At 64.7% G+C, this 15,887-nt stretch carries 15 protein-coding genes; 3 read left to right on the top strand and 12 right to left on the bottom strand.

Features of this window, described 5'->3' with window-relative positions:
• Positions 1-20: 20 nt before the first annotated feature.
• Complete coding sequence (gene gcvA, locus ACTIFK_RS13995) at positions 21-968, bottom strand: transcriptional regulator GcvA (protein ID WP_439543694.1); 948 nt, start codon at positions 966-968, stop codon at positions 21-23.
• Positions 969-1,069: 101 nt separating this feature from the next.
• Between gcvA and ACTIFK_RS13990 the strand changes: the two genes are divergently transcribed.
• Positions 1,070-1,237, top strand: a complete 168-nt coding sequence (locus tag ACTIFK_RS13990; protein WP_439543693.1) for a hypothetical protein — start codon at positions 1,070-1,072, stop codon at positions 1,235-1,237.
• 11 nt (positions 1,238-1,248) lie between these two features.
• Positions 1,249-1,566 carry a DMT family transporter gene (locus ACTIFK_RS13985; RefSeq protein WP_439543692.1) on the top strand — a complete coding sequence of 106 codons (318 nt, stop codon included), beginning with the start codon at positions 1,249-1,251 and terminating at the stop codon, positions 1,564-1,566.
• Here the strand turns inward: ACTIFK_RS13985 and trhO are convergent.
• Positions 1,546-2,373, bottom strand: a complete 828-nt coding sequence (gene trhO / locus ACTIFK_RS13980; protein ID WP_439543691.1) for an oxygen-dependent tRNA uridine(34) hydroxylase TrhO — start codon at positions 2,371-2,373, stop codon at positions 1,546-1,548. The genes ACTIFK_RS13985 and trhO overlap by 21 nt on opposite strands.
• Positions 2,374-2,413: 40 nt before the next feature.
• The gene (gene pip / locus ACTIFK_RS13975) at positions 2,414-3,346 is read right to left on the bottom strand and encodes a prolyl aminopeptidase (RefSeq protein WP_439543775.1); all 933 of its coding nucleotides are present in this window, start codon (positions 3,344-3,346) and stop codon (positions 2,414-2,416) included.
• Between the two features lie 160 nt (positions 3,347-3,506).
• On the opposite strand from pip, the gene ACTIFK_RS13970 reads away from it, so the two are divergent.
• The gene (locus tag ACTIFK_RS13970; protein ID WP_439543690.1) at positions 3,507-4,334 is read left to right on the top strand and encodes a transglutaminase-like domain-containing protein; all 828 of its coding nucleotides are present in this window, start codon (positions 3,507-3,509) and stop codon (positions 4,332-4,334) included.
• Positions 4,335-4,373: 39 nt separating this feature from the next.
• On the opposite strand, the gene gyrB is transcribed toward ACTIFK_RS13970, so the two are convergent.
• The 9 genes from gyrB to ACTIFK_RS13925 form a co-directional block, all read right to left on the bottom strand.
• The gene (gyrB, locus tag ACTIFK_RS13965) at positions 4,374-6,812 is read right to left on the bottom strand and encodes a DNA topoisomerase (ATP-hydrolyzing) subunit B (protein ID WP_439543689.1); all 2,439 of its coding nucleotides are present in this window, start codon (positions 6,810-6,812) and stop codon (positions 4,374-4,376) included.
• Between the two features lie 157 nt (positions 6,813-6,969).
• Positions 6,970-8,169: a DNA replication/repair protein RecF gene (gene recF / locus ACTIFK_RS13960; RefSeq protein WP_439543688.1), complete on the bottom strand. Its 1,200-nt coding sequence runs from the start codon at positions 8,167-8,169 to the stop codon at positions 6,970-6,972.
• A 377-nt stretch (positions 8,170-8,546) separates the two neighbouring features.
• A complete protein-coding gene (dnaN, locus tag ACTIFK_RS13955; protein WP_439543687.1) occupies positions 8,547-9,665 on the bottom strand; it encodes a DNA polymerase III subunit beta in 1,119 nt (372 codons plus the stop codon).
• A gap of 354 nt (positions 9,666-10,019) precedes the next feature.
• The gene (gene dnaA / locus ACTIFK_RS13950; protein ID WP_439543686.1) at positions 10,020-11,573 is read right to left on the bottom strand and encodes a chromosomal replication initiator protein DnaA; all 1,554 of its coding nucleotides are present in this window, start codon (positions 11,571-11,573) and stop codon (positions 10,020-10,022) included.
• A 103-nt stretch (positions 11,574-11,676) separates the two neighbouring features.
• Positions 11,677-12,114, bottom strand: coding sequence for a rhodanese-like domain-containing protein (locus ACTIFK_RS13945; protein WP_439543685.1), 438 nt, complete (start codon positions 12,112-12,114; stop codon positions 11,677-11,679).
• 667 nt (positions 12,115-12,781) lie between these two features.
• Positions 12,782-13,045 carry a 30S ribosomal protein S20 gene (gene rpsT, locus ACTIFK_RS13940; protein ID WP_439543684.1) on the bottom strand — a complete coding sequence of 88 codons (264 nt, stop codon included), beginning with the start codon at positions 13,043-13,045 and terminating at the stop codon, positions 12,782-12,784.
• 299 nt (positions 13,046-13,344) lie between these two features.
• Entirely contained in the window at positions 13,345-13,899 is a 555-nt protein-coding gene (locus ACTIFK_RS13935) for a thioredoxin family protein (protein ID WP_439543683.1), read from the bottom strand.
• A gap of 47 nt (positions 13,900-13,946) precedes the next feature.
• Positions 13,947-14,831 (bottom strand): glutamate racemase, encoded by an 885-nt coding sequence (locus ACTIFK_RS13930; RefSeq protein WP_439543682.1) that lies wholly within the window; start codon positions 14,829-14,831, stop codon positions 13,947-13,949.
• A 78-nt stretch (positions 14,832-14,909) separates the two neighbouring features.
• Entirely contained in the window at positions 14,910-15,782 is an 873-nt protein-coding gene (locus ACTIFK_RS13925; protein WP_439543774.1) for an SDR family oxidoreductase, read from the bottom strand.
• Positions 15,783-15,887 lie beyond the last annotated feature (105 nt).

Here is a 15,887-nt window from a genome sequence, read left to right as displayed (position 1 = left end):
TAACGTTCGCAGCGCCGCCGTCACGATGCCGGCCGGCGTTTGCGTGTTACGGGCTTCCGCGCCGTCACGGCGGCGACGGCCGCGACGGTGGCCGCGATCTCGGCCTGGAGCCAAAGGCGTAAGGCGGCCATCGCGCGGGTTTCCTTCCGGTCGGCCGCCCGCACGACGTAGTACCCGTAGCTCTCGATCGAGACGGCAAACGGGCGCACGAGCCGTCCACTCACCAACGCGTCGCCGGCGATGATCTCGTCAGCGAGCGCGAACCCCTGACCGGCCTCGGCCGCTGGGACCGTCAGGTGCAAGCCGAGCGTCGGGCCTTCGGGCCGGACATCCTGAGAGACGCCCGCCGCCGTCAGCCATTCCATCCAGTAGCGGCGCGTCTCTTCCTGCAGGAGCAGAGCCGCGGGCAGATCGGACGGCGCCCGGATGGATGACGCCTCAAGCAGGGCCGGATTGCACACCGGCGTCATCTGTGTCTGCGCGAGCCGCTCGGCGGCGATGCCGCTCCAAGCTCCGCGGCCATACCGGATCCCGGCATCGGCTTCGCCGCGTGCGAAATCAGCCAGGCGGGTCGTCGACTCCAGCACCAGCTCGATGTCCGGATTGGCGGCCGTGAAGCGGCCCAGGCGCGGAATGAGCCACAGCGCGGCGAACGAGGGCTCGACGCTGACGACCAGCTTCTGAGTGCGACGGCGGCGGCGTCCGGACGCGCTGTCGGTGGCATGGGCCAGAATATCGAAGCCGCGCGTCACCTCTTCGGCGTAGCCCTTGCCGCGCTCGGTCAGCTCGACGCCGCGTCCCGTGCGCACGAACAGCTTGATGCCGAGCCACGCTTCAAGGTCGCGGATGTGGCGGCTGACGGCGGCGTGGGTCACGTTCAGCTCCGCCGCGGCCATCGTGAAGCTCACGTGGCGGGCGGCGGCTTCGAACGCTTTCAGCGCATTGAGAGGAGGCAGGCTTCGCGGCATACGGCATGTAACAATTTCTTACATGCCGTGTAAAGCATTGGCGTTTGTACCGAAACCGCTCGCGGCGCACGGTGCTCCCAACAGTCCGAAAGGAGATCGCCATGCTTCTCGCCATCGAAAGTTTCGTGCGCGTATTCGAAGACCTGCTTACGGGCCGGGCGCATTTGCACACGGGTCGCGACCATCGCTTCGACGCCTTGCCCGCCGCCCATAACGACAACGACGACAGCGACGCGACCACACGTCGCTGGATCGCGGGTCGCAGGTAACGGACACCATCATGAGCTGGATCTATCTCTTGCTGGCAGGCGTGCTCGAAGTCGCCTTTACCACCGCCATCCGCTACACCGACGGCTTCACGCGCCCGCTGCCCATCCTGCTGGTGCTTTCGCTCGCCGCGCTCAGCTTTGCCTGCGTCGCCAAATCGACGGCATCGATCCCGCTCGGGACAGCCTATGCGGTGTGGGGCGGCCTCGGAGTCATCGGCACGGCCAGCGTCGGCATTCTATTCTTCAACGAGCCGGTCGCCGTGGCGCGGCTCGTCTTTCTCACGCTGCTCGTCGCGTCGATCGCGGGATTAAAGCTTTCCGCCGCTTGAGCAGGCCGGGCACGTTCCAGCCTCGTTGCTCTTGTTTTCGCTCCTCGCTTCACGGCTATAGGGCATACCGCACGCGTAGCACATGGCGTAAGACCCCGGCCGCACGCCGTGCTCCAGAGACACCCGCTCGTCGAAGACGAAGCACTCGCCTTGCCACAGGCTCTGCTCGGGCGGGATCTTTTCGAGGTATTTCAGGATGCCGCCTTCGAGGTGATAGACCTCGGGAAAGCCCAGCGAGAGCAAATACGCCGACGCCTTTTCGCAGCGGATGCCGCCCGTGCAGAACATCGCGACGCGCTTGTGCTTCGCCGGGTCCAAGTTGGCCTCGACGAAATCGGGGAACTCGCTGAACGCGGTTGTGCCGGGGTCGACGGCGCCTTTGAACGTGCCGATGCCGACCTCATAGGTGTTGCGCGTATCGACGACGATCACGTCGTCGCGGCTCACCAGCTCGTTCCACTGTTCGGGCGGAACATAGGTGCCGACCTGCTTGCCCGGGTCGGCCTCGGGACGGCGCATGGTCACGATCTCGCGCTTGATCTTGACCCTGAGGTGCCCGAACGGAGCGTTGTCTGCATACGATTCCTTGCTCACCAGATCGGCGAAGCGCGGGTCGGCCCGCAGCCACGCCAGCACGCTGCGGATGGCCGCGTCGGAGCCCGCGATCGTTGCGTTGATGCCTTCCGGTGCGATCAGGATCGTGCCCATGACGGCGCCGTGGCCGCAATGGGCGAACACGGCCTCGCGCAGCGCCTCCGGATCCTCGATGGCGACGAACTTGTAGAATGCTGTGATGGTAACGGACATCGCCACTCTATCGATGCTGCTTTGCTCTCTTGCGTGATGCTTACTTGATGCCGGCCAGTTCGGTCACCGCGCGCTTCATCGCATCGAACACGCCGGGATCGTTCATGGAATGCCCGGCGCCCGGTACGATTTCCAGGCGGCATCCCGGCCAGCGGCGCGAAATGTCGTAAGCCACGCGCGGCGGACACAGGAGATCGTACCGGCTCTGGACGATCACGCCGGGAATGGACCCCAGCCGGGACGCGCCGTCAAGCAGCTGTCCGGGCGCAAGGAAAAAGCTATTGGCGATATAGTGGGCTTCGAGGATCGGCGTCGGCGGGATGCGGCCGGTGTCGGCTGCCCCTTCCGTCAGCGTTGCCGCACCGGGCGAGAACTCCGACAGGATGCGCTCGAACTGGAACCAGCGCCGCGCGGCCGGTCCGTGCACGGCCGGATCGGGGTCGGTCAATCGGACGACGTAGGATTTGAGCGGGTCTTCGCGTTCGCCTTCGGGCAGGGCTGCGGCGAAGCTCGCGTAGAGATCGGGCCGCAACTGCTGCGGGGCGCGCCGGAAGGCCCAATCGACTTCCGCGTCGGTGCCGAGAAAGACGGCGCGAAGCACGAGACCTGCAACACGTTCCGGATGCGTTTCGGCGTAGGCGAGCGCCAGCGTCGAGCCCCACGACCCGCCGACGATCAGCATCTTCTCGAAGCCGAAGTGCACGCGGATACGCTCGATGTCGGCCACGAGGTGCTGCGTCGTGTTGGCGTGGGTGGCGAGATACGGATGGCTGCGCCCGGCGCCGCGCTGGTCGAAGAGCACGGCGTGGACACGCGCGGTGTCGAACAGCAGCCGATGGCCGTGCTGCGATCCGCTGCCCGGCCCGCCGTGCAGAAATAGCGCCGGGATGCCGCCGCGCGTACCGATCTCCTCGGCATAAATCCAATGGCCATCATCGACGTCGAGCATGACGGCGTCGAACGGGCGCGGCATTTCGGTTTGCGGGGGAGACGTCACGGGCGGCAATGGTCCTTTATCGTCCGATTACTCTGAGACAGGGGCAAAGCCCGTGCAAGTGCCCAATTTTCAGCCGCTTCACAGTCGGAACAGTGAGGCCTACCCTCGCGTTACGAACCAACGGAGGGTGATCACCATGCTCATCAATTACGGGTTCGATATCGCTATCAATGTTCCCCAGCCTACCCCGATTATTACGCTTCTCGATATTTGCGATAACCGCCGGACGGATGTGCTGACGGAAAGCGCATTCATGACGACGCCCGAAGTCGCGAACTCGCACTACCGGGATCAGTTCAACAACCGTTGCCGCCGCATGGTGGCGCCGCCGGGGGATTTCCGCTTCACGCTCAATGGCACGATCCGCGATTGGGGCGATCACGACTTCATCGACACAAGCCTGGCCGAGGTGCCGATCCCCGACCTGCCGGACGACGTTATCGTCTATCTGCTCGGAAGCCGCTATTGCGAGACGGACCAATTGAGCGACATGGCGTGGAAGCAATTCGGCAGCGTGACGCCCGGATGGACGCGTGTCCAGGCGATCGTCGACTTCGTGCATGGCCGTTTGAAGTTCGGCTATCCGCATGCGCGCTCGACGCGCACGGCCGCGGAGGCTTACCAGGAGCAGGTCGGCGTCTGCCGCGACTTTGCCCATCTCACGATCGCGCTCTGCCGCTGTCTCAACATTCCAGCCCGCTACGTCAACGGCTATCTCGGTGATATCGGCGTGCCGAAGGATCCCGCGCCGATGGATTTTAGTGCCTGGTGCGAAGTGTATCTCGGCGGGCGCTGGTGCACGTTCGACGCGCGCCACAACAAGCCGCGCATCGGGCGCATCGTCGTGGCGCACGGCCGTGACGCGACGGACGTGCCGCTCTTGCATACGTTCGGTCCGCACGTTTTGACGACGTTCAAGGTCTGGACCGACGAAGTGAGCGAGAAGACGCCGGCCGCCGCGTAGGCGGCCGCGTCCTGGTTCTGCGCGCCGTCTACTGAGACCTCAAACGTCGAGGTTGGCGACGGTGAGCGCGTTTTCCTGGATGAACTCGCGCCGGGGTTCGACGACGTCGCCCATCAGCTTCGAGAAAATCTCGTCCACTTCCGACACGTCGCCGATCTTGACTTGCAGCAGCGTGCGCGCATCGCGGTCGAGGGTCGTTTCCCAGAGCTGCTCCGGGTTCATCTCGCCCAAGCCTTTGTAGCGCTGGAGCGACAGACCCTTGCGTCCGGCCTCATAGATGGCATCGAGCAGCGTGCGCGGGCCGAAGATGGTCAGCGTGTCGTTCTTGCGGCGGAGCTTGGTGCCGAGCCCGTAGACCTCCGCCAGATGGTTGCGCTTCTCGTTCAGGCGGCGGGCATCGAGAGAGGCCAGCAGCGCGCGGTCGAGCGCATGCGCCTCGGTGACGCCGCGGACCTCACGCTTGAGCAGGAAGCCGTCGTTGCCGAAGGTCCCTTCCCAGCCCTTTTCCGTTTCCTCCGCCACTTCGTTGAGCCGCGCGGCAATCATGGCGGCCGTTGCGTTGGCGCCGTCCGACGACTTGACGAGATCCGTATCGAAGGCGCCGGCGATTGCCGCCTGCTCGACGACGAGACGCGAATAGCGCGAATGAAGCTGATCCATCGCGCCGACGATGCCGCGGGCCTGATCGACGATGTCGCGCAGATCCTTGCCGGCGCGCTCTTCGCCTCCGGCCACGAGCACGTTGTCCTCTAGCCCCGAGTCGATCAGGTAATCCTCCAGCGCGCGCTGGTCCTTCAGGTAGGTGCCGCTCTTGCCGCGGCTCACTTTGTAAAGCGGCGGCTGGGCGATGTAGACGTGGCCTTGCGCCACGAGATCGTGCATCTGGCGATAGAAGAAGGTCAGCAGGAGCGTGCGGATGTGGGCGCCGTCGACGTCGGCGTCCGTCATGATGATGATCTTGTGGTAGCGCAGCTTCTTCAGGTCGAAGTCTTCGCGAATGCCGGTGCCGAGCGCACCGATGATGTTCGTGACCTGCTCCGACGACAGCATCTTGTCGATGCGCGCGCGCTCGACGTTGAGGATCTTACCTCGGATCGGCAGCACGGCCTGATACTCGCGCTTGCGGCCCTGCTTCGCCGAGCCGCCTGCCGAGTCACCCTCGACGATGAACAGCTCGGTGTTGATGGGATCGCGGTCCTGGCACTCGGCCAAGCCGCCTGGCAGCCGCAGGCCGTCGAGCGCGCTCTTGCGGCGCGTCAGCTCGCGCGCCTTGCGGGCTGCTTCGCGGGCAAGGGCTGCCTCCACGATCTTGCCGACGATGGTTTTGGCTTCCTTCGGGTGCTCCTCGAACCAAGCCGTCATCTCCTCGAAGACGACGCTCTCGACGACGGGCTTCACCTCGGAGGAGACCAACTTGTCCTTCGTCTGGCTGGAGAACTTCGGGTCCGGCACCTTGACGGAGAGCACGCAGGTGAGGCCTTCGCGCGCGTCCTCGCCGGAGAGATCGACTTTCTCCTTCTTCGAGATGCCGCTGTCGGCCGCGTACTTGTTGATGACGCGGGTCAGCGCGCCGCGGAAGCCCGCGAGATGCGTGCCGCCGTCGCGCTGAGGGATGTTGTTCGTGAAGCAGAGCACGTTCTCGTGGTAGCTGTCGTTCCACCACAGCGCGACCTCGACGCCGACACGATCCTTGTCGGCGAGAATCATGATCGGCTCGGAAATGAGCGCCTGCTTGGACCGGTCGAGATAGCGCACGAACGCGGCCGTGCCGCCGTCGTAGCAGAATTCCTCGCGCTTGATGTCGGCGTGCCGCGCGTCTGTCAGCACGACCTTCGCGCCGGAGTTCAGGAACGCCAGTTCGCGCAAGCGGTGCTCAAGCGTCGCGTAGACGAATTCGATATTGGTGAACGTGTTCGGGCTTGGAAGAAACGAGACCTCCGTGCCGCGGTTGCCGTTGCCTTCGCCCACGACCTTGAGCGGCGCAATCGCGACGCCGTCGTTAAACTCGATCACGTGCTCCTTGCCGTCGCGCCAAATGCGGGCGCGCAACCACGTCGAGAGCGCATTGACGACGGACACGCCGACGCCATGCAGGCCGCCGGACACCTTGTAGGAATTCTGGTCGAACTTGCCGCCCGCGTGCAGCTCGGTGAAGACGATCTCGGCGGCGGAGCGCTTCGGATCCATGTCGTCGTCGTGCTTGATGCCGGTCGGAATGCCGCGTCCGTCGTCGCGTACCGTGCACGAGCCGTCCGGGTTCAGCGTGACCTCGCACGCGTTCGCGTGGCCGGCGAGAACCTCGTCGATGGCGTTGTCGACCACTTCGTAGATCATGTGGTGCAGACCCGACCCGTCGTCGGTGTCGCCGATGTACATGCCGGGGCGCTTGCGCACAGCCTCAAGGCCCTTCAGCATCTTGATGCTGTCGGCGCCGTAGTCTTCGGGAGGCGGGATATTCTTGGCGGGTTGCGCGCTCATTTAGGGCCTGTCGAAACGTGTCTTTTCTATTCGGGCGCACTCTATCACAGCGGCCCCTGCAACGGGGCAAAAAAGCGCCTTTTCAGCGGCTTACACCGCATTAAATTTGTTATGTTTTTCAAGCTGTTGAACAGGTGCGGCGGCAAGGTCGATAGCGTCAGCCGCCCGGCGTCAGCAGACCTTGATCGACACGCCAGAATTGCGCGCTGCCGAGCAAATGAGAAAAGGCCTGATGATCCGTTCCCGTCATCCAGGCCTGCGTGCCGAGCCGCAGCAGTTCGGCGAACAGAGCGCCGCGCCGGTCGCTGTCCAGATGCGCCGTCACCTCGTCCAGCAGAAGCATCGGAGTCATGCCGTCGCGCCGCGCCGCGACGAGCTCGGCGTGGGCGAGCAACAGGCCGATGAGCAGCGCCTTCTGCTCACCTGTCGACGAGAGCTTGGCGGCAATCCCCTTGGGGCCGTGGCTGACAGAGAAGTCGGAGCGGTGCGGGCCGTCGAGCGTGCGGCCGGCCGCGCGGTCGCGCTCGCGCGTCTCGCGCAACGTGCGGGCGTAGCCATCCTCGACATCCACCGCGGGGCGCAGGGCGAGATCGTTGTCGACCGCGCCTTCGAGCCGCGCCGCGCTCCAGGGGAAGGGGCTTTCCGGGTCGCGCGCCCGCCGCGCCTCGATCATGGCCGTCAGAGCGGCCACGGCTTCGGCACGCGCGGCGGCGATGGCGATGCCCATCTCGGCCATGACCACTTCAAGGCCGTCGATGCCGCCGCCGCGTGTCACGCCATCCGACAGCAGCCGGTTGCGTTGCGCCATGGCGCGTTCGAAGCGACCGGCGCGGGTTCTGTGGCCGGGGTCGAAGCAGACGATCAGGCGATCGAGAAAGCGGCGGCGCTCGGAGGCGGGGCCGGTGAACAGTCCGTCCGTTGCCGGGGTGATGCCGACCAGCTCCACATACTCGCCGAGGGCGCCCGAACCGGATTTGGCGTCGCCGTCGATGCGCACGAGACGGCCGGTTGGCCGCTCGCTGCGCTGACCATCGGCTGCGAGGCCCGTGCCGATGATGACGGCGCCGACGGCCGTGTGGACGCGGGCGGATACGCTCCAGCTGCCGTCGCCGCCGGAGCGCGCCAGATCCGGAAACGGGGTCTGGCGCAGGCCCTGGCCAGGGGCGAGCAGGGACACGGCTTCGAGGATGTTGGTCTTGCCGGAGCCGTTGGGGCCGGTGAGCACGACCGGACCGGGCGTGAGCTCGAGCGCGAGCGTGCCGTAGTTGCGGAAGCCCGTCAGCGTCAGGCGCTCGACCCAAAGGCGAGGCGCGAGAGGCGAGGCGCGGGGCGCGTCATGTTCTATGGCGGATGCCAAGCGTTGCGTCTTTCCATGCCGTCGGACGACGCCGAGTCCCTTTGGGTTTCGGTTTCCCCTCCCCCCGGGCGGGGAGGGGTTAGGGGTGGGGGGAAGCCAAGTGACCCGCCGACGGTTTCGACCTTCACCCCGCCCAGCGCTTCATGCCCAAGCATGCTCCGGCATGACATGCCGAAGCATGCCTCGGGCCTGACGCGCCACCCTCCCCGTCAAGGGGAGGGGTGCAGTGTTCGGCCCATCGCATCCATTTCTGCGGGGCGCAAGGCGCACTAGAGCACGTGCTTCTTATCGGAAAACCGGTTCCCACTTTTCCGGAAGCACTTTTTTCAGTCCGCGCTTCTTATCGGAAAACCGGTTCCCACTTTTCCGGAAGCACTCTAGACGCGCATCGGCATCAACACGTAGAGGGCCGTCTGGTCCTCGCCACCGCGGATCATGGTCGGCGAGCCCGCGTCGGCGAGCAGGAAGCGCGCTTCCTCGCCTTCGAGTTGGCCCGCGATGTCCAGGAGGTACTTCGCGTTGAAGCCGATTTCGAGGGGCGCCGCCGAATAATTGACCTCGATCTCCTCGGTGGCGCTGCCGCCTTCCGGGTTGTTGACCGAGAGGACCAGCTTGCTCTTCGCGAGATTGAGCTTCACGGCGCGACCGCGCTCGCTCGCAATCGTCGAAACGCGATCGACGGCGCTGATGAAGTCGGCGTTGGCGACGCGCATTTCCTTGTCGTTGCCCTGGGGAATGACGCGGCCGTAATCCGGGAACGTGCCGTCGATGAGCTTCGACGTGAGCGTCACCGGGCCGATTTCAAAGCGCACCTTGGAAGCAGAGACCGAGACGTTGACCGTGTCGGAGCTTTCTTCGATCAGGCGGTGAAGCTCGTGCACCGTCTTGCGGGGAATGATGACGCCGGGCATGCCCTCGGCGCCCTTCGGACGCGGCAGCTCGGCCTGGGCCAAGCGGTGGCCATCGGTCGCCACGGCGCGCAACATCGACGTCGAGCCGGCGTCGGCGATGTGGAAGTAGATGCCGTTCAGGTAGTAGCGCGTCTCTTCGGTCGAGATGGCAAAGCGCGTCTTGTCGATCAGGCGCTTCAGATCCTTGGCCGCGACTTCGAACGAGTGGCCGAGATCGCCGGCATTGATGTCCGGGAAATCCTCCGGCCCGAGCGTCTGCAAAGCAAAGCGGGCCTGGCCGGCCGCAAGCGTCAGGCGCTCCTTCTCGGCGTCGCGGCGGATGTCGACCTGGCTGCCGTCCGGCAGCTTGCGCACGATGTCGTGCAGAATGTGGGCGGGCACGGTGACGGCACCGGGCGCGCCGACTTCCGCGCGCACCTCTTCGATGACCTCGCGTTCGAGATCGGTCGCCTTGAGCTCGAGGGCCTGCCCCGAGGCCTTGAGCAAAACGTTGGAGAGAATTGGAATCGTCGTCCGGCGTTCGACGACGCTCGTCACGTGGCCGAGCGCCCTCAGAAGTTCACCGCGTTCGATCACGAGCCGCATCGGTTGCCTCGAAGTTTGCGATCCGTGCCCCCAAATTTGGGCCGGCTCGCCGATGGGACGAAGGATCGCCATCCGACCTCTGACGACCAGAGGGGTGAAAAGGCTCAGCTTCGTCATGGATGAAGAAATGGCGTGCGACGCACAACTTGCCCCGATCAGGGGCACCATTTCAAGTGGGCCGCGCCCGAATTCCCGGCGCTTTCCCATGGCCGTCCCGCAATTTGCGGCCGTTCGGCAAAAAAGCTTCGGGAGCAGCATCCGAAGATACCGCTCCCGCCCCGCTCAGACACGGCGCCGATCTCCCTCGACAGGCCATGCCCAATTCGAATTTTTCATTTGTTTTTCAGGGCCATATCAGTGGCCGATCATCTTCTTGAGCTCGTCGATTTCATCGCGGAGACCCGCATCGCCGGCAATCACGCCTTCGATCTTGCGAATCGCGTGCAGGACGGTGGTGTGGTCGCGGCCGCCAAACCGGCGTCCGATCTCGGGCAACGAGCGATGCGTCATCTGCTTCGCGAGGTACATGCCGATCTGGCGCGGCCAGACGACCGAGCGGTGACGGCGCTGCGAGAGGAGGTCGCCCTTCGACACGCCGAAATGGCGCGAGATGATGCGAAGGATGTCCTCGATCTTGATGCGGCGCGGCTCAACGCCCTGGAAGAGGTCGCGCACGACGTTCTCGGCGATGTCGAGCGTGATGGGCGCGTGCATGTGCTGCCACGTCAGGAAAAGGCGGTTGACGGCGCCTTCCAGCTCGCGTCCGCTTTCCGTCAGGCGGCTGGCCAGGATCTCGACCACGTCGCGCGACAGCTCGAACGTGGCGTCGATGTTCCGCTTCTCGGCGACGCGCTGCTCGATGACACGCATGCGCAGTTCGTAGTCGAAGCTGCCGATCTCAGCCACGAGGCCGCGCTGAAGCCGCGAGCGCATGCGCTCGTTGAGGCGGTCGATCTGGGCGGGATGACGTGCCGAGGCGACAACGATCTGACGGCCGCCGTCCAGCAGCGCGTTGATGATGTGGTCGAACTCCTGCTCGGTCTTCTCGCCCTGCATGAACTCGAGGTCGTCGATGAGGAGCATGTTGATCGAGCGGAACTTCTCCTTGAAGGAGACCGAGTCCTGCGCGCGCAGCGCCTCGACGAACTGATAGCGGAAGCGCTCGGCTGTGAGATAGAGCACCTGCGCGTTCTGGGCCCGGCGCTTCACCTCCCAGGCGATGGCCTGGAGGAGATGGGTTTTGCCCATGCCGACCGACGAATAGAGATAGAGCGGGTTGAAGGCCGGGCTGTCCGTCAGCACGGTTTCCGCAACCTGCATGGCGCCTGCGTAGGCCATGCGGTTCGGAGCGCCGACGACGAAGTTCTCGAATGTGTGGTGAGGATCGAGAGGAGAGCCCTCGAAGCCGTCGACACTCGTGCGCCCGGCGACGGGGCGGGAAATGGCTGCAGGCCGGATCGGCTCGAAGCCGCCCATCGGACGCAGTTCCGCTGCCGCTTCGCGCATCGTCTTGGCCGGCTCGGCCTGCACGAGCGCAGGGCGCGGCGCCGAACCACCCGGCTGGCGAACGACAACCTCGACGTTTTCGGCCGTCTTGAATTCCGACCGGCAGCACGCCAGCAATTCATCGATATAGTGCGACTGAATCCATTTGCGAAGGAACTTGACCGGCACCGACACCTTTACGGTCTTGCCGTCGAACTCGTCGAACTCAAGCGCGTTGAACCAGCTCGTGTAGATGTCCTCGCCCAAACGGGCGCGCAGCGTGGCGCGCACCTTGGCGCCTTTGCCGGCCGTGCCGGTGGCCTCGTTCGCAACCGCCGGAGCGGTGGCAACGAGCTGGCCCGCCGGGGCCCGAGCTGTCCGCTCAGGTGAAAAAGATAGCTCCGCTTTTGAGATGGCTTGCATAGACGTGTACCCCGCGCACTTGTTGCTCCGTCTTCCGCAAGACGGATGACCCCGTGGCACTGCTCATTCGCCCAAACGGGCAGCGCCACTACACTTTGACCCTCTAACCTTGCTTCCAGGGCAGACCGGCGGCCTTCCAGCCTGCCACCTGCCCCCGCTGCTGACGGCTATCGAGAGGGCCCTCGAAACCGTCCGCAACATTGCGGCAGTGCGGATATCCCGCCTCTGCCATCGCGTGCGCCGCCGACTGGCTGCGCGCGCCCGACCTGCATATGAAGAACAGCTCTGCGTCCTTCCGCACGCCGGCCTTTTCGAAATGGCTCGCCAACTTGTCCGCGAACCCGGAATCGATCCGAGACTCTGGGAAGGATTGCCACTCGACCGTCAAAACGCGTTTGTTCAGCGAGCTGAGGTCTGGGAGCCCGACGAACGTCCATTCTGCTCGTGTCCGCACATCGATCAGAACGGCGTCCTTGTCAGCCTCGAGACGGGCCCAAGTTGCATCAGCGGGCACATCCACAATTTTGACGGTGTCGTTCAAACTCTTAACCCCGAACCCGGTACCACCTCATCGGGGCAGATGCCCCGAACGCGGATGGTTAATGAAGTAAAGAAAAAGTAGACGCCCAGTAAAATGCAGGCACATTCCGTAGATACCTACGGAATACTCGCACTCAACTGAACTCATGAACAATTCAGGATGACTATACGCAACCAGACCCTGAGTCCGAGGCGCCGGGGGATACTAGACTTTACAGTCGATGTCGGCCCGTCGCGCTGACGAGGACTCTTTTAACGGGTCGCTAACTTCTTAGCAAGCGGCCGGGCGGGTGCAGAACCGGTTCGAAACCCAGGGGATGAGCAGTGGGTGCAACGTGGAAAACTTGAGTCCTATCCACAGCACCTGGGGGGAAACTCTTTGACGCGAAAGCCAATTCGCGAGCGCCCGAACGAGCGTCAGAAAAAAATGCGGCGCTCCTGTGAAGAGCGCCGCGGATGGTGTTTTTTGTTTGGTGGGGGGAACGGAGGGGGGCAGCGGGAATATCGAGTCTTTGCAAAACGACCCAGAGCTGCCCCGAAATACCGTCACTTAGATGTCTTGAATGAGCGGGTCCGGACTGTTCGGACGCTCTTCCCTGTGGCGAACAGGTGACATGTTGAATACTGACAAACGCGTTTGCGAAAGAGCGGTGGGTAGACCCCCGTCTTTACGCCATCGCCTTGATGCGCTGAGCCAGACGCGACACCTTGCGGCTCGCGGTCTTCGGATGCATCACGCCCTTCTGAGCGGTGCGAACGAGCGCAGGCTGAGCGGACTTCAGCGCGGTTGCGGCGGCGTCCTTGTTGCCCGAAGCGATTGCTTCCTCGACCTTGCGGACTTCCGACTTCACTGCCGAGCGACGGTTCTTGTTGACCGCGGTCCGGGTCACCATCTGCCGGGCGGCCTTCTTTGCCGATTTCGTATTGGCCATCTCAACTTCCTTTTCTTCGGAGAGCCGAGACCCAGCCGGGCGGCCTCTCCATGACTATGCGACTGTACGACGTTTCATTCCGCGCCGGGGCATTTGCCCGGACATGCCGGCGCCCGCAGGCGCTGGCTGAAATGCGTTGACCGCCCGAAACCTGCGTTCCGAGCGGCTTTTCGATGGGACCGCGGACCCCGTTTTCGACGGGACTCCTGGTCCGATGGCAGGTCTATAGCTTCGGGGCATGTGCGCGGTCAACGGATTTGGCCTGAATCCGGGGCTCTGCGGCGTTGCATGCCGCCGTTTCAGGCTGTTTTCCATTTAATCGAGCAGCCGACGGACGGCACCTGATCGGCCGGGCCGCGACCGGTCGCTGCGACGGTCCGCATGGCTTCGAACAGGTCGCGCCGGGCGCCCGCCGGGGCGGGGTTCTTGCCGCTGGCATCCAGCCGGCCCCGGTACTGGAGCCCCAGCGCGCCATCGAAGCCGAAGAAATCCGGCGTGCAGACGGCGCCATAGCGCCGGGCGACGTCCTGGCTCTCGTCGTAGAGGTAGGGAAACGGGAAGCCGTGGGCGGCCGCGGCCTCCGCCATGCGCTCGAAGCCGTCCTCGGGATAGGCGGCCGCGTCGTTCGACGAGATGGCGACCGTCGAGACGCCCAGTGCCGCGAGATCGTTCGCATCGCGGATCAGGCGATCGAGCACGGCCTGGACGTACGGGCAGTGGTTGCAAATGAACATGACGAGGGTGCCCTTCGGGCCGCGCAGCTCGTCGAGGGCATAGGTCTTGCCGTCGGTCGCCGGCAGCCTGAAGTCCGGCGCCCGCCATCCGAAATCGCAAAGAGGCGTCTGCTCGGCCATCGTCAGGTCTCCTTGATCGGCTTGATCGGCGCGTCTCGATCCGCGCGTCAGGCGTCGAGATGCTCGAAGTCGAGCGTCGTTTTCGCGAACACGCGCGCCCGCGCGCTGGCCTCGACGATATCACCGGTCGTCAGCAGCACGAGTTTCGGCGCGGCGGCCCTTGCTGCATCGGCTCCGGCGGCGTGCGACCCGCTCAAATAGTGCGGATGGCGCGAGAGGTAGTCCTCGAGGCTATCGGCCACGATCTCGGGCTGCGAGAGGATGCGCGTGGCGGCCGGCAGGTGGCGGCGGAACAGGTGCTCGACGAGCGGAAAATGCGTGCAGCCGAGAATGGCGCGATGCGGGGGTTCGCCGTCCGCCTGCGCCATCGCGCCTTCGATGCCGGCGACGACGAGGCGTTCCAAGCCCGCCTCGGGAACGTCGCGCTCGATCGCGCCTGCAAGCTCGGCGCAGACCTGCTGCACGACGGTGACCTTCGGGCAGCGCTTGCGGATCTCTTCGGCGTAGACGTTGGACGCGATCGTGCGCGTGGTGCCGAAGACGGCGATGCGATCGGTGAGGAATTTCTGCGGGTACTGAGGCGTCGTGACGGCCCACGGTGTCTGGGTGGCGGCCTCGACCGTCGGCGCCACGATGCCGACAACGTTGTGGCCCGCCGTGGCCCAAGGCGTACCCGGCAGCCACGTTGTCTGCAGACGGCGGGCCGCGACGGCGGTCGCCGTATTGCAGCCGAGCAGCACGAGCTTGCAGCCCCGCCGGAACAGCGCCTCGACGCCCGCGCGCGTCAAATCGATGATGTCTTCCGACGGCTTGTCGCCATAGGGGACATGGGCATGATCGCCCAGGTAGACGAAGGATTGCTCGGGAAAGCGCTCGGCCAGCGCCGAAAGCACCGTGAGCCCGCCGAGACCAGAATCGAAGACGCCAATCATGCGCGCCACTGATGGCAGGGAACCGCAGACACGGTCAACAGCCTCGCCCCTCGCGCGCGCATGGAAACCGTTCGCCGGTTATTCGGCGGCTTCCGAGGGCGAGCGGCGAGCAGCGGCAGGCGCATCGGATTCGGCGGCCTTGAGGGCGTCGAGGGTCGGCATCGAAATCGTGCTGTAGCCGCAGTCGACGAAATGAACCTCGCCGGTCACCGCGGCCGAGAGATCCGACAGGAGATAAAGTGCGGAGCCGCCGACATCGTTGAGGCTCGGCGTCCGGCGGAGCGGGGAATGCTCTTTCTGGAAATTGAAGATGACGCGGGCATCGGACACGCCAGCTCCCGAGAGCGTTCGCATCGGGCCGGCCGACATTGCATTGACGCGGATGCCTTGGGGGCCCAAGTCGGCAGCAAGATAGCGAACCGATGCCTCAAGGGCGGCCTTGGCCACACCCATCACATTGTAGGAGGGAACGGAGCGCGTGGCGCCGCCGTAGCTCAGAGTCAGAAGCGAGCCGCCGTTCGGCATGAGCGGCAATGCACGCTGCGCAATTTCCGTGAACGAAAAGCAAGAGATCGCCATCGTGTTCGTGAAGTTTTCGCGCGTTGTATTGACGTAGCGGCCGGAGAGCTCGCGGGGATCGGAATAGGCCAACGCGTGCACGACGAAATCCAGGCTTCCCCAGACCTCTTTGACCCGGTCAAACACCTTGTCGACGGTCGCCAGATCAAGGACGTTGCACGGCTCAATGATTTCGGCGCCGATCGACTGGGCGAGCGGAACGGCGCGGCGCCCAAAGGCTCCATCCTGATAGGTGAACCCAAGCTTGGCGCCCTGACCGTGAAGCGCGCGCGCGATGCCCCAGGCGATCGAACGCTCGTTCGCGACGCCCATGATCAACCCGCGCTTTCCCGCCATCAGGGGGCCGGGGTTGGAAAGGTCATATTCGGCCATGGTCGTCCTCGCACTCGCACCAAACTTGCGGCCGATCTCGAACCAGCCGCGCCCACTTTTGTAAACTTTCATACCCGGCAGTCCCTCGGGGCTGATCCCCTATGG

Source organism: Hyphomicrobium sp. (assembly GCF_051860585.1).
In the GTDB taxonomy this organism is placed as follows: Bacteria; Pseudomonadota; Alphaproteobacteria; order Rhizobiales; family Hyphomicrobiaceae; genus Hyphomicrobium_C.
Note: the sequence above shows the minus strand (reverse complement) of the source record. Positions and strands in the feature narration are given on the sequence as shown.